Below are 15794 nucleotides of genomic sequence, written 5' to 3'. Positions count from 1 at the left end.
TGACCGAGGGGCCGGGGTGAGGAGGTGTCCCTCGTGGACGTCGACGCCGGACACGGCGCCGCCCTGGGGGGCGCGCTCCCGACCCAGCCGGGCGACCTGCCCCTGGCGCGGCGGCTGCGGTCGCTGCTGAGCTGGCCCACCGGCGAAACAGACCCGGTCACCCACCTGATCCGCACGCACCGGGGCATCCACCCCGGCACGGAGGCGTCGGTGCTGCGCCGGGCGTACACGATCGCGGAGAACATGCACCGCGGCCAGTTCCGCAAGAGCGGCGAGCCGTACATCACCCACCCGCTCGCGGTCGCCCAGATCTGTGCCGAGCTGGGCATGGACGCCACCACGCTGGTGGCCGCGCTGCTGCACGACACGGTGGAGGACACCCGCTACACGCTGCAGGCCCTCGCGGAGGACTTCGGCGGCGAGGTGGCCCACCTGGTCGACGGGGTGACGAAGTTCGACAAGGCGTTCTACGGCAAGGCCGCGGAGGCGGAGACCACCCGCAAGATGATCGTCGCGGCCGGCAAGGACGTCCGGGTCCTGATCATCAAGCTGGCCGACCGGCTGCACAACATGCGCACCCTCGGGGTCCGCTCGGCCGCGTCGCGGGAGCGGATCGCCCGCAAGACGCTGGAGGTGCTCGTCCCGCTCTGCGACCGGCTCGGCATCCAGACCCTCAAACGCGAGCTGGACGACGTGGTGCTGCTGCACCTGGAGCCCGACGAGCACGCCCGCATCGCGCGGTTCGTGCACGACCGGCCCGGCTGGTCGGCATACCTGGCCGACGTGGTCGCCAAGGCGAAGGTGGCGCTGCGCCGCAGCCGCGTCGACGCCCAGGTCTCCCCCCGCCCCCGGCACCTCTACTCGATCTGGAAGGACACCGTCGCCGGCGGGCACAGTGTCCCGTTCGACCTGCCCCGGATCGTGATCGTCGTGGACGGGCCGGCGACCGACTGTTACGCCGCCCTCGGCGCGGTGCACGGCCTCTGGCGGCCCGTGCCGGGCCGGTTCAAGGACTTCATCGCCTCCCCGAAGAACAACCTCTACCGCTCCCTGCACACCAGCGTCTGCGGGCCGAAGGACCGCACGGTCGAGGTGCTGATCCGCACCGAGGAGATGCACCGCGCCGCCGAGTACGGCATCGCCGCCGACTTCCGTTTCCCGCGCCCCGCCGGGGCGGCCGCGCAGGCCGAGCAGCTCGACTGGCTGCGCCGGGTGCTCGACTGGGAGCAGGAGGCGCCCGACCCGGCGCAGTTCCTGGAGTCGCTGCGCTGCGACCTGGCCGAGGCGCAGATCCAGGTCGTCGTCGAGGGGCGGCAGGTGGTGCTGCCGGCAGGCGCCACCCCGGTCGACGTGGCGTACGAGCTGGGCCCCGACCGGGGCGACCGCTGCCTGGCGGCCCGGATCAACGGCCGGCTCGCCCCGCTCTCCTCCGAGCTGGAGGAGGGCGACGTGGTGGAGATCTTCACCGAGTCCGACGCGGAGTCCGGCTTCGAGGCGGACGTCGCCCCGCGCGGCCCCCGCCGGGAGTGGCTCGGCTTCGTCAAGTCCCCGCACGCCCAGATGCAGATCAACCGCTGGTTCGCCGAGCACACCGAGCCGGGCATCTCCATCGCCGACAAGGTCCGCCTCGGCCGGGCCACGATCGGGCTGGCGCTGCGCAAGCACGACCGGGGGCTGGCCAACGACCTGCCGCTGCTGCGGCTGTCCGAGGAGCTGGGCTATCCCGACCTGGAGACCCTGCTGGTGGCGGTCTTCGACCGGGCCCTCGAACCGGACGCGGTGGTCCTGCAGCTCATCGACCTGGTCGACCACCGCCAGTGACGTTTTCGCCCCCGGTGCCCGGCCCGCCCCGCGTCGGCCACTAGCCTAAGGCGATGATCCCCCGCTCCCGAGCCACCGGACGGGCCTTCGCCTACCAGGTGTTCTACCGGCTGCCCGTGTCGATGCGCCGCCGGCTGGTCCGGCTCGCCACACCGAAGTACATCGTGGGGGCGGTCACCCTGGTCCGCGACGCCGAGGCCGACGGCCCCGGTCGCCTGCTGCTGCTGCGCCAGCCCCCGGGGCACAGCTGGACGCTCCCGGCGGGGCTGCTGCAGCGCGGCGAGGATCCGGTCGTCGGCGCGGCCCGCGAGCTGTTCGAGGAGTCCGGGGTGCGCCTCTCCCCCGACCGGCTGCGCCCGGCGGTGCCGAACGCCGTGGTGCACGCCAAGGGGTGGGTGGACGTCGTCTTCGAGGCGGAGGTCCCGGCGTCGACGACGAAGCTGACGGTCGACGGCGCCGAGGTCTTCGAGGCCGCCTGGCATCCTCTGGACGACCTGCCGAGGCTGAGCCGCGCCACGGCGAACCTGCTCGGCCGCTACGGCATCGGGCCGCGCGCCGGTGAGGCGCCGCCCGGACCATCGGCGTGACCACCTCGGCGGCCCGCGGGCCGGGCCGCGCGGTGGGCCCGGCCGGGGCTCCGGAGGTCTGCGCGGTGGTGCTGGCCGCCGGCGAGGGGACCCGGCTGCGCCCGCTCACCGAACGGCTGCCGAAGGCACTCTGCCCGGTGGGCAACGTGCCGCTGCTCGACCGGGCGCTGGCCCGGCTCGCCGGGCTCGGGCTCGCCGGCCCGGCCCGGGTGGCGGTGAACGCCTGTTACCTGGGCGAGCAGGTCGTCGCGCACGTCGGCGACCGGGCCCACCTCTCGGTCGAGCCGGGCGCCCCGCTCGGCACCGCCGGTGGGGTGGCCAACCTGCGGGACTGGATCGCCGGCCGGGGCGTGCTGGTCGGCAACGCCGACGCGTACCTCGCCGACCCGGCCGCCGATCCGGGGCCGGACATCGCCGCGCTGCTCGCCGGCTGGGACGGCGAGACCGTACGCCTGCTCGGCCAGCCCGCCGCCGACCCGGCCGCCCCCGGCACGTTCTCGGGTCACCGCTTCACCGGCTTCTCGCTGCTGCCGTGGCGGCTAGTGCGGGGCCTCGCGGTGGAGCCGGGCGACCTGGTCCGGGCGGTGTGGCGGCCGGCGGAGGCGGCCGGGGCGCTGACCGTGGTGCCATACTCCGGCACCTTCTACGACACCGGCACGCCCGCCGACTACCTGGCGGCCAACCTGCATGCGGCGGGCGGCGGCAACCTGCTCGACCCGACCGCGACGGTCACCGGCCGCTGCCGGGAGGCCGTGGTGGGCGCGGGGGCGATTGTTCGGGGCGAGGTGACCCGCTCGGTGCTCTGGCCGGGCGCGGAGGTGGCCGCCGGGGAGCACCTGACCGGGGCGGTCCGTGTCGCCGGGGGGCTGACCGTCACGGCGGAGCCCCGCTGAGCGCTGGGGCCATCGCAGGCTGCCGCAGTCCCGCCCCGGCCCAGCCCGGCCCCGCTTCATTCGGCCCCGGCCCCCGCCCCGGCCCGCTACGGTTCCGCCCGACCTGCCTCGGCCCGCCTCGGCCTGCGGTGGCCGGCTCCGGTCCCCCGGCCCACCCCGGTACGTGACGGATCGCGATCGGAGGCCCCGCCGACCCACCCGCCGTTCCGCCTCCTTTGCTCTGCACCCATCCACGCAGCGGTCACCCAACGTGATCGGGTCACCGCCCCGCCCACGTCGTGATAACGCATTCGCGCAGCTCCGCGCAGCGTTGCGTCCGTGGGTGCAGAGCAAAGGGGGGCGGGGGACGTCGTCGGGCCCGAAGGCGCTGGCGCAGAGTAAGAACGAGTCCGCACCCACGAGTGCTTCCACGGCGATCGCGGAGCGTGGCCGTCACGGGTGCTTCCGCCGGGTCACACCCCACCGCTGCCCGGGACCCGTCGGACGGGCCTACGATGGTCGTCGACGCCACCACCGGCGTGGCGTGCACGCGCGACGAAGGGCAGACCAGTGATCACCGCGATCGTCCTGATCGACTGCGCCACCGACTCGATCCCCGAGGTGGCCGAGAACCTGGCCGCCCTGCCCGGGGTCAGCGAGGTCTACTCGGTGGCCGGGCACGTCGACCTGATCGCCATCGTGCGGGTGCGGGAGTTCGACCAGATCGCCCAGGTCATCGCCGGCAGCATCTCCAAGGTGCCCGGGGTGATCAACACCGAGTCGCACATCGCCTTCCGGGCCTACTCGCAGCACGACCTGGAGGAGGCGTTCGCGATCGGGCTGGCCGGCACGGACTGACCCCGCCGCCACGCCACCCCACGACACGACGGGGTGGCCAGCCCACCGGTCCGGAGGGCTGGCCACCACCTGGGGTGTCGCGACGTCAGCTCACGCTCGGGGCCGGCGTCTCGGTGTTCTCCGGGGTCGGCGACTCGAAGGTGCCGCCCGGGGCCGGGGCCTCGCTGCTGCCGCCCGGAGCCGGCGTCGTGGTGGTCGCACCCGGGCTGGGCGTGCCGCTGGCGCTGGTCTGCGGGACCGGGACGCCCAGGGTCTGGGCCAGGGCCACCAGCGCGTCATAGTGCGCCTGGAGCACCGGCAGGGCGTTCTGGGCCAGCTGGACCACCGACTGCTCGGTGCCCTGCGAGATCTCCGTCTGGGTGGCCTGGATGGCCTGGACGTGACCCGCCAGCTCGGCGGTCACCCACGCCTTGTCGAACTCGGCGCCGCTGAGCTTCTTCAGCTTGTTGATGACCTTCTGCTGATCGGCGGTCGGGGCGCCCGGCAGCTTCACGTTGAGCTGCTGCGCGGTGTCCTGCACCGTCTGGTCGAGCTGGGTGTGATCCGTCACGAACTGGGCACCCAGGTCCTTGACCTGCTGGTTCTGGCCCTTCTGCTGCGCCAGGTTCCCGGACTCGATCTCCGCGAGGTTCACCTGGTGCAGCGCCTGCAGATACTGGCTGTCCTGCGTCGACGGCTGTGCGGCCTGCGCCGCCGCCGCGGGCGCCAGCCCCGCCACCACCAGGGCGGCGAGCAGTCCGAGGCGCTTGAGACCCAACATGTTTCCCTCCCCGTTTTCCGTTGGACCGCACGGATACCCGGCTGACCCGGATTAACCCTGCGAATCCGCAGCCGCCTCGCGGGAGGCGCCAGGGTGCCGGCGACGCTCGGCGGTCGCCCGGGGGCGGAAACGGGACGTGGCGCCCGCCGAGGGTTCGGCGGGCGCCACGTGCGGCTTGCGGGCGGTCAGCGGCTCAGCGGCGGGTCTCCCCGCTGCTGATCTCCTTGCGCTCCGGCAGGGGCTCGACCGGCGGGTGCCCCGGCGAGACCGGCGCCTCGGCCGGCTTCTCGATGGGGTAGAAGAAGCCCCGGATGGCGGGCCCGAGGGCACCGAGCCGGTTCATCTTCTTGGGCACCACCCAGCCGGCGTACTCCAGCTCCGCGTGGCCGTCGTGGCCACCGGCGGCCAGCGGCTGGTGGACCTCCTCGAACCGGCCGTCCGGCAGCCGGCGGATGATGCCGGTCTCCACGCCGTGGGCCAGCACCTCCCGGTCGTGCTGCTGGAGGCCGAGGCAGATCCGGTAGGTCACGTAGTACGCCAGCGGCGGGATCACCAGCAGGCCGATCCGGCCCGCCCAGGTCATCGCGTTGAGGCTGATGTGGAACTTGTCCGCGATCACGTCGTTGCCGCCGGAGAGGGTCAGCACGATGTAGAACGCCACCGCCATCGCGCCGATCGCGGTCCGCTCGGGGACGTCGCGGGGGCGCTGGAGCAGGTTGTGGCTGCGGTAGTCCTTGAGCCGGCGGGCCTCCACGAACGGGTAGAGCGTGGAGAGGCCGACCAGGACGCCCGGCAGTACGACGGTGGGCCAGAACAGCGGCGGGATGACGTACCCGTCGCCGATCGGGATGTTGATCTCCCACGCGGGCATGAGGCGGGTCGAGCCGTCGAGGAACATGACGTACCAGTCGGGCTGGCTGGCGGCCGAGACCACCCACGCCTCGTACGGGCCGAAATACCAGATCGGGTTGATCTGGAACAGGCCGCCCATCAGCGCGATCACGCCGAAGACGACCATGAAGAAGCCGCCCTGCTTGAGCGCGTAACGCGGGAACATCCGCTCGCCGACCACGTTGTCGTTGGTCCGGCCGGGGCCGGGCCACTGGGTGTGCTTCTGCTTGAAGACCAGGCCGAGGTGGGCGCTGATCAGCGCCACCAGCAGACCCGGGATGAGCAGCACGTGGGCGATGAAGAACCGGCTGATGATGATCTCGCCCGGGAACTCCCCGCCGAAGATCGACGAGGTGACCCAGGAGCCGATCACCGGGATCGACAGCATGATGCCGGAGGCGATCCGCAGGCCGGTGCCGGAGAGGCCGTCGTCCGGCAGCGAGTAGCCGGTGAAGCCGGCGAGGAAGCCCACCCAGAACAGCAGCGAGCCGATGATCCAGTTGGTCTCGCGCGGCTTGCGGAACGCGCCGGTGAAGAAGACCCGCAGCATGTGCACGACGATCGCGGCCATGAACAGCAGCGCCGACCAGTGGTGCATCTGCCGCATGATCAGGCCGCCGCGGACGTCGAACGAGATGTCCAGGCTGGAGGCGTACGCGGCCGACATCGGCGTGCCCCGCAGCGGGGCGTAGCTGCCGTTGTAGACCACCTCGGTCATCGCGGGCTCGTAGAAGAACGTGAGGAAGACGCCGGTCAGCAGCAGCACGACGAACGAGAACAGCGCGATCTCGCCGAGCAGGAACGACCAGTGGTCGGGGAAGACCTTGTTCAGCAGCTTGCGCAGCGGCGTGGAAACCCCGAAGCGATCGTCCACCCCCACCGCGGCCTTGCCCGGAACGGACGCCATGTCCAACTTACGACGCTTCACGGCCGCTCCCAGAAGTCAGGCCCGACGGTCTCGGTGTAGTCCGACCGCGCCACGAAGAAGCCCTCGTCGTCCACCTCGATCGGCAGCTGCGGCAGCCGCCGGCTCGCGGGGCCGAAGACCGGCCGGGCGTTGTCGGTGATCAGGAACTGCGACTGGTGGCACGGGCAGAGCAGCCGGTTGGTCTGCTGCTCGTACAGGCTCGCCGGGCAGCCCGCGTGCGTGCAGATCTTGGAGAACGCCGCGTAGTTGCCCCACATGTAGTTCCCGTGGCCGACCCGCTGGTTGGCCTCGCGGGACACCTGGGCGTCGGACTCCCGCAGGTGGATCAGCAGCGTCGGGGAGTCGGCGTGCTTGTTGCTCACCCCGTGCTCGATGCCGGGGAAGACGGTGAGCTGGCCGCCGGCGCTGATGTCGGCCGGGCGGATCGGCCGGCCGTCCTCGCGGACCAGCCGGATCTTGCGGCCGTCGGCCGGCGCGAAGCCGGTGGTGAACATCTGGTTGTTCTTGTGCGGGTTGGAGATCAGGCCGCCGACCAGCGGGGCCGCCGCGACCGCGCCGACGGGCGCGAGGCCGGCCAGCAGCGAGATACCCAGCAGCGGGCGACGCTTCACGCCCATCTCGTCGGCGAGGTAGAGCATCGTCTCGCCGGTGATCTTGCGGCTCTCCGCCACGTTCGGGTCGTTCTCGTGGCGGTCCTGGATCGAGACCTCCTTGGGCAGCAGCTTCTTGCCCCAGGTCAGGATGCCGAAGCCGATGCCCAGCAGGGCGACGCCGAGGGTGAGGCCGAGCAGCGGGGTGTAGTACTTGTCCCCGCCGGTGCCCGGCTCGTACTCCCACGGCCACCAGATGTAGACGACCAGGAAGGCGGTGGCGGCCAGGCCGGTCAGCAGGAACATCGAGGCGACCGTGCGGGTCAGCCGGCGCTCGGCCTTGCTGCCCGGGACGACCTGCTCCTCGTAGTGGACGATCTCGATGTCGTCCCGGCGCGCGCCCTCCCGGACGATGTCGAACCGGCTCAGCCGCGGGTCGTGGACGTCGAGCGGCTCCGGGCCCTGGTGGGCCTGGTGCTCGGTCTTGGTGCTCATGCCGTCACCTCGCTACGGGCGGTGCCGGACCGCGGCACCGCAGCGCTGAATCGAATGATCCGCTCGGTCACGACTTGCCCGCGATCCACAGGCTGGCGAAGACGAGCGCGACGATGCCGATCAGGAAGATCGCCAGTCCCTCGGTGGACGGCCCGTACCGGCCGAGGTTGAAGCCACCCTGGTCCTGGTCGTGCTTCAGGGTGTCCTGGATGTAGGCGATGATGTCCGCCTTCTGCTCCGGGGTGATCTGGTTGTCCCCGAACACCGGCATGTTCTGCGGGCCGCTGAGCATCGCGGCGTAGATCTGCCGGTCGCTGGCCGGGCGCAGGCTCGGCGCGTACTTGCCGGAGGACAGCGCGCCGCCGCCACCGCCGAAGGCGTGGCACTGGGAGCAGTTGATCCGGAACAGCTCGCCGCCGGTGGCCAGGTTGGCGCCCTCGCGCAGGTCGCCCTCGGGGACCTGCGGACCCCCGCCGAGCTCCTGGACGTACTGGCCGAGCTGGCGGACCTGCTCGTCGGTGAAGACCGGCGGCTTGCGCATGGCCTGCGCCTCCTGCCGGGCCATCGGCATCCGACCGGAGCTCACCTGGAACTCGACGGAGGCCGAGCCGACCCCGATCAGGCTCGGGCCACGACCCTCGACACCCTGCGCGTTACGGCCGTGGCAGGTCACGCAGCTCACGTCGAACAGCGCCTTGCCCTCGGCGGCGGCGCCGGTGAGCGGCGGGTTTTCCTGCGCCTGCACTCCGGGGGCGAAGACGGTGTAGGCGCCGCCGGCCAGCGTGAGCGCGGCGATCAGGCGGACCGCGGCACCCAGCCGGCGGCGGCCCCTGCTGCGCGCTGCGGACCGCTCGCCGCGCAACCGCGCGAGCAGACCGCGTCGGCGGTCGTTGTCAGAAGTCATGACCTGTGTCCTTAACCGGTGGGACCTTGTCTCAGAGGACGGGGCAGCGGCGCGGTTCGTGACGCGCCAAGATCACTGAAGCCAGTAGATCATGGCGTAGAGGCCGATCCACACGACGTCGACGAAGTGCCAGTAGTACGACACGACGATCGCCGACGTGGCCTGCGCCGGGGTGAACCGGCCCATGGTCGTGCGGACCATGAAGATGATGAAGGCGACCAGACCGCCGGTCACGTGCAGGCCGTGGAAGCCGGTGGTCAGGTAGAACATCGACCCGTACCCGTCCGCGTTGATCTTCACGCCCTCGTGCACCAGGGTCACGTACTCGTTCAGCTGACCGAGCACGAAGATCAGACCCATCACGAAGGTGATCGTGAACCAACGCCGCAGGGCGTGGACGTCACCCTTCTCGGCGGCGAACACCCCGAGCTGGCAGGTCACCGAGGACAACACCAGGATCACCGTGAAGGTGGTCGCGTACGGGATGTTGAGGTGCTCGGTGTGCTTCGCCCACTGCTCCGGCGCTGCCGCGCGGATGGAGAAGTACATCGCGAACAGCGCCGCGAAGAACATGAGTTCGCTGGAGAGCCACACGATCGTCCCGACGCTGACCATGTTGGGCCGCGTCAGGGAGTGGATCCGGCTCTTGTCAATGGCTGGGGCCGCAGTCACGCGGTCATTATTGCCCCTGACCACGGCCGGCGATCAGCGGGGGGCCAAACCCGTGGCGTCGGTGGCCCGATCGTGGCAGTCCGAATCGCCTGGCCTAGCCTGAAACGCGTGCAGCACGTCGATCCGATCTTCGCCGCCACCTCGGCGGTCGCCGCGCCCGGAGCGCTCGCGGCCGGCGGGGACCCGCTGCCGCCGCCGTTCACCGTGGCCCGCGTGTTCACCGAGACCCGGCTGGACAGCTGGCTGGCCCTCGGGCTGGTGCTCGCCGCCGGCCTCTACCTCTACGGGGTGTACCGGCTGCGGCTGCGCGGGGACCGCTGGCCCGTCGCGCGTACCGTCTTCTTCCTCGGCCCCGGCCTCGGCGGCATCGCGGCGGTCACCGTCAGCGGCCTGCACGCGTACGACACCGCGCTGCTGTCGGTGCACATGGTGCAGCACATGGTGCTGTCGATGGTCTCCCCCATCTTCCTGGCCCTCGGCGCGCCGGTCACCCTCGCGCTGCGCACCCTGCCGGTCCGACCGCGCAAGCGGCTGCTGGCGATCGTGCACAGCCGCGTCGCCCGGGTCTACACCTTCCCGCTGGTGGCGTTCGCCATCTTCGTGGTGAACCCGTTCGCGCTCTACTTCAGCGACCTCTACCGCTACACCCTCGAACACGCCTGGGCGCACGAGCTGGTGCACGCGCACTTCATCATGACCGGCTGCGTGTTCTTCTGGCCGCTGCTCGGGCTCGACCCGCTGCCGGGGCGCTGGCCGTACCCGGCCCGGGCGCTGCTGATGGTGCTGTCGGTGCCGTTCCACACCGTGCTCGGGCTCACGATCATGCAGAGCACCACGCTGTTCGGCGGCGACTGGTACCCGTCGCTCGGCCTCACCTGGTCCGATCCCGCCGCCGACCAGGTGGTCGCCGGGGGCATCCTGTGGGCCGGCGGCGAGTTCGTCAGCGTGACGATGCTCGCGGTCCTGGTGGTGCAGTGGGTGCGCCAGTCGGAGCGGGAGGCCCGCCGGCTCGACCGCGAGCTGGACCGCCAGGAGGCCCGCGAGCGCGCCGACCAGGCCGCGCAGTCCCCGGCCTGACCAGCGGATTCCGGTACGACCGCCGGCCCGCCCGGGCGGGACATCGACCGGCCGGCGGCGGCGGGTACGATGCTCGGCAGCTACGAGGTGGGGAGTCAGCCAGCGATGAGCGATCGTCTTTGCACCGTCCTGCTCTACAGCGACGACCCGCAGGTCCGCGACCGGATGCGGCTGGCCGTCGGCACCCGCCCGGCCCCCGGGCTGCGCGTCGAGTTCGTCGACGCGTCCGACTACGCCGGATGCGTGCGGCTGGTCGACGAGTACGAGATCGACCTGATGCTGCTCGACGGCGAGGCGAGCCCCGGCGGCGGCCTCGGCATCGCCCGGCAGATCAAGGACGACCGGGACGACGCTCCCCCGACCTGCCTGGTGATCGCCCGCGCCGCCGACCGCTGGCTGGCCGCGTACGCCGAGGTCGACGCCACCCTCGTGCACCCGCTCGACCCGGTGACCACGGGCGCCACCGTGGCCGAGCTGCTGCGCAGCCACGCCCCCGCCTGAGCCCACCCTCCCGGCCCGGGCCACCACCCGGCCTGAGCCGACTCCGGCCCGCGCGCCACCGGCGTCGCCCGGTCCGTCGTGCCGGCCCGCACCGCTCGGCACCCGTCCCCCGCATCCCCACGCCCGCTCGGGAGGCCCGCCATGGGCGAACGGAACTGGCCGCACCTGCTCGGCGCGCTGCTGCGCGGGGAGGAGCTCTCCACCGCCGACACCGCGTGGGCGATGGGCGAGATCATGTCCGGCTCGGCGGCACCGGCCCAGATCGCCGGCTTCGCCGTCGCGCTGCGGGCCAAGGGCGAGACCCCAGCCGAGGTCGCCGGGCTGGTCGAGGCGATGCTCGGCGAGGCGGTCCCGGTCGAGCTGCCGGAGGAGCTGCGGTCGTCCGCGCTCGACGTGGTCGGCACCGGCGGTGACCTCGCCCACACCGTGAACATCTCCACCATGGCCGCCCTCGTGGTGGCCGGCGCGGGCGTGCGCGTGGTCAAGCACGGCAACCGCGCCGCCTCGTCGTCCTGCGGCACCGCCGACCTGCTGGAGTTCCTGGGCGTGCCGCTGGACCTGACCCCGGAGGGCGTGGCCCGCTGCGTGACCGAGGCCGGCATCGGCTTCTGCTTCGCCGGCCGGTTCCACCCGGGCATGCGGCACGCCGGCCCCGTCCGGCGCGAGCTGGGCGTCCCGACGTTCTTCAACTTCCTCGGCCCGCTGACCAACCCGGCCCGGCCCCGGGCCGGCGCGGTCGGCTGCTTCGACCCGCGGATGGCCCCGGTGATGGCCGCCGTCTTCGCCGCCCGGGGCGACTCGGTGCTGGTGCTGCGCGGCGAGGACGGCCTCGACGAGTTCACCACCGCCGCGCCCACCCGGGTCTGGGCGGCCCAGGACGGCACCGTCAGGGAGGCGCTGCTCGACGCGACGGACCTCGGGGTGCCCCGGGTGACCCTCGCCGACCTGCGGGGCGGTGACGCGGCGTACAACGCCGGCGTGGCCCATCGGCTGCTGGCCGGCGAGGCGGGCCCGGTCCGCGACGCGGTGCTGGTCAACGCCGCCGCCGCGCTGGCCACCCAGGGTCCGCTGGGCGGCGACCTGACCGAGGCGCTGCGCGCCGGGATGGCCCGCGCCGCCGAGGCGATCGACTCCGGCGCCGCCGCAGCCGTGCTCGACCGCTGGGTCGAGGTGGCCCGCTCCGCCTGAGCCGACGCCTCCGCCCGCTCCACCGACGCTTCGCCCGATCCGCCGGCGCGGACTCGCCGCCACTAGCGCGAACCCGCTCGCCAGTGCGAACTCGACGCTCGCCGGCGCGAACGCCGTCCGGTCCACCCCTGGCGGGAATTGTCGGACTCCCGTGGGAAACTACAGCCGAGTGATTCTCATGCCCCGGCCAGGAGAGGAGACGCCCGTGTCGGACCGCGAGCTCTACTGCGACACCTGCGAGGGCGTGCGGCCGTTCGAGGCCCCGCCGTGCGCCGACGGCCACGGCCCCGACTGCCCCGAGCTGGCCTGCACCGGCTGCGGCGCGGCGCTGCTGATCGCCACGTTCACGTTCCCGGCGACCCGGCTCGCCACCGGCGCCGCCCACGCCTCCCGCCGCCGCGCGGCCTGAGCCGGTCTGGGCGACATGCCCGGCTGGGCGGGACCGGCCGGGGGCCGGGCCGGCCGAGGAACGACCCGCCTGCGTGTCGGTGACATAGCGGTATCCGGGCCCCACTGATACCGCCATGTCGCCGACACGAAGTCGATCATCGGCCCAGCCAAGCACAGGCCAGCGCAGGCCAAGCCCGGCCTCGGGCCAAGCCCAGCCCAGCGCAGGCCAGGCCAGGCCGCCCCAGCTCGCGCCCCAGCCCGGCTCAGGCCGGCCCAGGGGCCGGCCAGGCCAAGCTCGGCCCCGGGCCAAGCCCAGCGCGGCCACGCCGGCGCGGTGGTCTCTCGCCCCGTCGGTCCCCGACGCGGAGAAGCCCGCGCCCCCTCACCGGGGGACGCGGGCTTCTTCCGTAAGCCGGCGGGTGGCTCAGTGCTCGGCGGTGCGCCGGGTGCCGCTGTAGTACTCGAAGAGCAGGCCGCAGGCGGCGAAGACGACCGTCACCAGGCCCAGGCCCAGCAGCCAGAACTGCCAGAAGACCAGGCCCAGCCCGGCGATCGCGGCGGCCAGCGCCAGCCCGAACGGCCAGTAGCTGCCCGGGCTGAAGAAGCCGATCTCGCCCGCGCCGTCGGCGATCTCGCCGTCCGCCCGGTCCTCCGGCCGCAGGTCGATCCGGCGGGAGACGAACCAGAAGAAGCCACCGCACATCGAGCAGAGCAGGAACGACAGCAGCAGCGCCACGGTGCCGACCCACTCGACGTGGCCGCCGGAGTCGCCGTACGTCCAGGCGCCGTAGAGGATCGTCGCGCCGAAGAGGAACCCGGCGATGATCAGGAAGATACGCCACTCGGTCTTCATGCCCGCTCCCTCAGCTTCCCGCGCCGGCCGCGACGTCGTCGGGGTTGAAGTTGGCCGTGTTGCGCCGCGTGTCGAACGGCTTGGTCGTGGTGGCGTACGGGTCCTCGCCGATGGCGGTGAGCGCCGCCTGCGTCGACTTGCCGTCGCGCTTGGCGGCCAGGAACTGGTCGTACTGCTGCGGGGAGACCACGCGCAGCTCGAAGTTCATGAAGGCGTGGTAGCTGCCGCACAGCTCGGCGCAGCGGCCCACGTAGGCGCCCTCGGCGTCGAGGCTGGAGACCTCGAAGACGTTGCGGATGTTGCCGGGCATGACGTCCCGCTTGAACAGCATCTCCGGCACCCAGAAGGAGTGCACGACGTCCTTGCTGGTCTCCTCGAACCGGATGGACCGGCCGGTCGGCAGGACCAGGATCGGGATGACCTCGCTGGTGCCGAGCGTCGACGCCACCGTGTTGGCCTCCTTGCCCTGGCCATCGCGGTAGTTGAACTGCCAGTTCCACTTGAAGGCGACGACCTCGACCGTGACGTCCGGGTTCTTCGTCGTGCGCACCACGTCGGTCTGCACGACCGCCGTGTAGTAGAAGAGCACCGACACGATCAGGATCGGGGCGATCGTGTAGAGGAACTCCATCGGCAGGTTGTAACGGGTCTGCACCGGCAGCTCGTTGCCCCGCTTGCGGTAGCGCACGACGCACCAGAAGATCAGGCCCCAGACGAACACGCCGACCGCGAGCGCCGCGATGCAGGACGCGATCCACAGGTCGTACATGCGGTGCGACTCGGGCGTGATCCCGCCCTGCGGCCAGCCGAAGCCGCCGAACGCCTTGCCGACGTCGCAGCCCGTGAGCGAGACCAGCAGCGCCGCGCCGCCGAGGCCGAGCCCGGCGAGCCGACCAGCACCACGCCGCCGGCGTCCACCGGCTCCCGGAGAAGCGCTGTGCCGTACGGCCGGGGGCCGTACCTCCGAACTCCTTGCGACCACCTGGTCCTGCCTCCCTAGCGCGCCGTGGCGGTTGGTTGTCCCCGTACCAGCGGCAAAGGCGTCACCGACGGTCGCAGATTACTCGACCATGACGGGCAGAGCCGTGTTGGGGTGGCCGTACGCCCCCTTCGGGGGGATCGTCGGCGTGCCGGCGCGATAGCGTCGGGCCGTGAGCGCATCCCCGGTCTACCTGGACGCGGCCACCGCCGCCCCGCCGCACCCGGTCGCCCGGCAGGCGCTGCTGGCCGCCCTCGACGACGGCTGGGCGGATCCGTCCCGGCTCTACGGCCAGGCCCGCCGGGCCCGCCAGCTCCTCGACGCCGCCCGGGAGGCCGCCGCGGCGACGCTCGGCGTCCGCGCCGACGAGCTGTCCTTCACCCCCAGCGGTACGGCGGCGGCGCACTCGGCGGTGCTCGGTGGCCTGGCCGGGCGGCGGCGGGTGGGCGCGACGCTGGTGCACTCCGCGATCGAGCACTCGGCGGTGCTGCACGCCGCGCAGCGACACGTGGCCGACGGCGGGAGCGCCGTGTCGGTGCCGGTGGACCGGCTCGGCCGGCTCGACCTCGACGCCTTCGCCGACGCGGTCCGCGCGCCGGGGGTGGCCCTCGCGGCGCTGATCGGGGCCAGCCACGAGGTGGGCACGGTGCAGCCGGTCGCTCCGGCCGCCGCCGCGTGCGCCGCCGCCGGGGTGCCGCTGTACGTCGACGCGGCGCAGCTCGTGGGCCGGGTGCCGGTGCCGGCGGGCTGGTCGGTGCTGACCGCCAGCGCGCACAAGTGGGGCGGGCCGCCCGGCGTCGGGCTGCTGGTGGTGCGCAAGGGCACCCGCTGGGAGTCGCCGTGGCCGGCGGACGAGCGGGAGTCGGGGCGTACCCCCGGGGTGGTGAACCTGCCGGCGGTCGTGGCGGCGGCGGCGAGCCTGCGCGCGGCGGCGGCCGACGCGGCGGCCGAGGCGGCCCGGCTGGCGCCGCTGGTGGACCGGATCCGGGCCCGGGTGGCGGCGGAGGTGCCCGACGTCGAGGTGGTCGGCGACCCGGTGGACCGGCTGCCGCACCTGGTCACGTTCTCCTGCCTGTACGTCGACGGAGAGGCGCTGCTGCACGCGCTGGACCGGCGCGGCTTCGCGGTCTCGTCCGGCTCGTCGTGCACGTCGTCGACGTTGCGCCCGTCGCACGTGCTGGAGGCGATGGGGGTGCTGTCGCACGGCAACGTGCGGGTCTCGCTGCACCGGGAGACGACGGTCGCCGACGTGGAGCGGTTCCTCGCCGAGCTGCCCGGGATCGTCGCGGCGCTGCGCGCCGAGGCGGGGGTGGTGGGGCTGTGAGCGGGCCGGTCGGGGGAACTGCCCCGGCGGAGGGGACTGCTCCGCCGGAGGGGACTGCCCCGGCGGCGGGGACTGCCCCGGCGGCGGGGACTGCCCCGGCGGCG

16 protein-coding genes are annotated in these 15794 nt (G+C 73.0%); 9 read left to right on the top strand and 7 right to left on the bottom strand.

What is annotated here, in order from left to right:
- The first annotated feature begins 33 nt into the window (after positions 1–33).
- From ACVMYR_RS16810 to ACVMYR_RS16795, 4 genes are all read left to right on the top strand, one after another.
- Positions 34–1821: a RelA/SpoT family protein gene (locus tag ACVMYR_RS16810; RefSeq protein ID WP_077938998.1), complete on the top strand. Its 1788-nt coding sequence runs from the start codon at positions 34–36 to the stop codon at positions 1819–1821.
- Positions 1822–1874: 53 nt separating this feature from the next.
- Entirely contained in the window at positions 1875–2408 is a 534-nt protein-coding gene (locus tag ACVMYR_RS16805) for an NUDIX hydrolase (RefSeq protein ID WP_431895233.1), read from the top strand.
- Entirely contained in the window at positions 2405–3301 is an 897-nt protein-coding gene (locus ACVMYR_RS16800; RefSeq protein ID WP_457122191.1) for a sugar phosphate nucleotidyltransferase, read from the top strand. The genes ACVMYR_RS16805 and ACVMYR_RS16800 overlap by 4 nt, the downstream gene beginning before the upstream one ends.
- A 549-nt stretch (positions 3302–3850) precedes the next feature.
- On the top strand, positions 3851–4138 hold the full coding sequence (locus ACVMYR_RS16795) for an Lrp/AsnC family transcriptional regulator (RefSeq protein ID WP_043967181.1): 288 nt from the start codon (positions 3851–3853) through the stop codon (positions 4136–4138).
- An 85-nt stretch (positions 4139–4223) separates the two neighbouring features.
- Here ACVMYR_RS16795 and ACVMYR_RS16790 read toward each other — a convergent pair whose 3' ends face one another.
- From ACVMYR_RS16790 to ctaE, 5 genes are all read right to left on the bottom strand, one after another.
- Positions 4224–4898 (bottom strand): DUF4142 domain-containing protein, encoded by a 675-nt coding sequence (locus tag ACVMYR_RS16790; protein ID WP_043967179.1) that lies wholly within the window; start codon positions 4896–4898, stop codon positions 4224–4226.
- Between the two features lie 193 nt (positions 4899–5091).
- The gene (gene qcrB / locus ACVMYR_RS16785; protein WP_077938996.1) at positions 5092–6717 is read right to left on the bottom strand and encodes a cytochrome bc1 complex cytochrome b subunit; all 1626 of its coding nucleotides are present in this window, start codon (positions 6715–6717) and stop codon (positions 5092–5094) included.
- Positions 6714–7802, bottom strand: a complete 1089-nt coding sequence (gene qcrA / locus ACVMYR_RS16780) for a cytochrome bc1 complex Rieske iron-sulfur subunit (RefSeq protein WP_043967176.1) — start codon at positions 7800–7802, stop codon at positions 6714–6716. The genes qcrB and qcrA overlap by 4 nt, the downstream gene beginning before the upstream one ends.
- 67 nt (positions 7803–7869) lie before the next feature.
- Entirely contained in the window at positions 7870–8706 is an 837-nt protein-coding gene (gene qcrC / locus ACVMYR_RS16775) for a cytochrome bc1 complex diheme cytochrome c subunit (protein WP_074474819.1), read from the bottom strand.
- Positions 8707–8778: 72 nt separating this feature from the next.
- On the bottom strand, positions 8779–9378 hold the full coding sequence (gene ctaE, locus ACVMYR_RS16770) for an aa3-type cytochrome oxidase subunit III (RefSeq protein ID WP_043967173.1): 600 nt from the start codon (positions 9376–9378) through the stop codon (positions 8779–8781).
- A gap of 108 nt (positions 9379–9486) precedes the next feature.
- Here ctaE and ACVMYR_RS16765 point away from each other — a divergent pair, with 108 nt between their 5' ends.
- The 4 genes from ACVMYR_RS16765 to ACVMYR_RS16750 all read left to right on the top strand — a co-directional run bounded on the left by ACVMYR_RS16765 (position 9487) and on the right by ACVMYR_RS16750 (position 12553).
- Entirely contained in the window at positions 9487–10455 is a 969-nt protein-coding gene (locus ACVMYR_RS16765) for a cytochrome c oxidase assembly protein (RefSeq protein ID WP_043967171.1), read from the top strand.
- Between the two features lie 105 nt (positions 10456–10560).
- A complete protein-coding gene (locus ACVMYR_RS16760; protein ID WP_043967169.1) occupies positions 10561–10956 on the top strand; it encodes a hypothetical protein in 396 nt (131 codons plus the stop codon).
- Positions 10957–11097: 141 nt separating this feature from the next.
- Positions 11098–12144 carry an anthranilate phosphoribosyltransferase gene (trpD, locus tag ACVMYR_RS16755; protein WP_457122190.1) on the top strand — a complete coding sequence of 349 codons (1047 nt, stop codon included), beginning with the start codon at positions 11098–11100 and terminating at the stop codon, positions 12142–12144.
- 205 nt (positions 12145–12349) lie between these two features.
- Entirely contained in the window at positions 12350–12553 is a 204-nt protein-coding gene (locus tag ACVMYR_RS16750) for a hypothetical protein (protein ID WP_396787822.1), read from the top strand.
- Positions 12554–12958: 405 nt separating this feature from the next.
- Here the strand turns inward: ACVMYR_RS16750 and ACVMYR_RS16745 are convergent, their stop codons facing one another.
- Together ACVMYR_RS16745 and ctaC are read right to left on the bottom strand one after the other, a co-directional pair.
- Positions 12959–13387: a cytochrome c oxidase subunit 4 gene (locus ACVMYR_RS16745; protein ID WP_077938992.1), complete on the bottom strand. Its 429-nt coding sequence runs from the start codon at positions 13385–13387 to the stop codon at positions 12959–12961.
- Positions 13388–13397: 10 nt separating this feature from the next.
- Complete coding sequence (gene ctaC / locus ACVMYR_RS16740; RefSeq protein ID WP_457122189.1) at positions 13398–14369, bottom strand: aa3-type cytochrome oxidase subunit II; 972 nt, start codon at positions 14367–14369, stop codon at positions 13398–13400.
- Positions 14370–14538: 169 nt separating this feature from the next.
- Here ctaC and ACVMYR_RS16735 point away from each other — a divergent pair, with 169 nt between their 5' ends.
- The gene (locus ACVMYR_RS16735; protein WP_457122188.1) at positions 14539–15690 is read left to right on the top strand and encodes a cysteine desulfurase family protein; all 1152 of its coding nucleotides are present in this window, start codon (positions 14539–14541) and stop codon (positions 15688–15690) included.
- Positions 15691–15794: the final 104 nt, after the last annotated feature.

The organism is Micromonospora sp. PTRAS2 (genome assembly GCF_054052245.1).
Note: the sequence above shows the minus strand (reverse complement) of the source record. Positions and strands in the feature narration are given on the sequence as shown.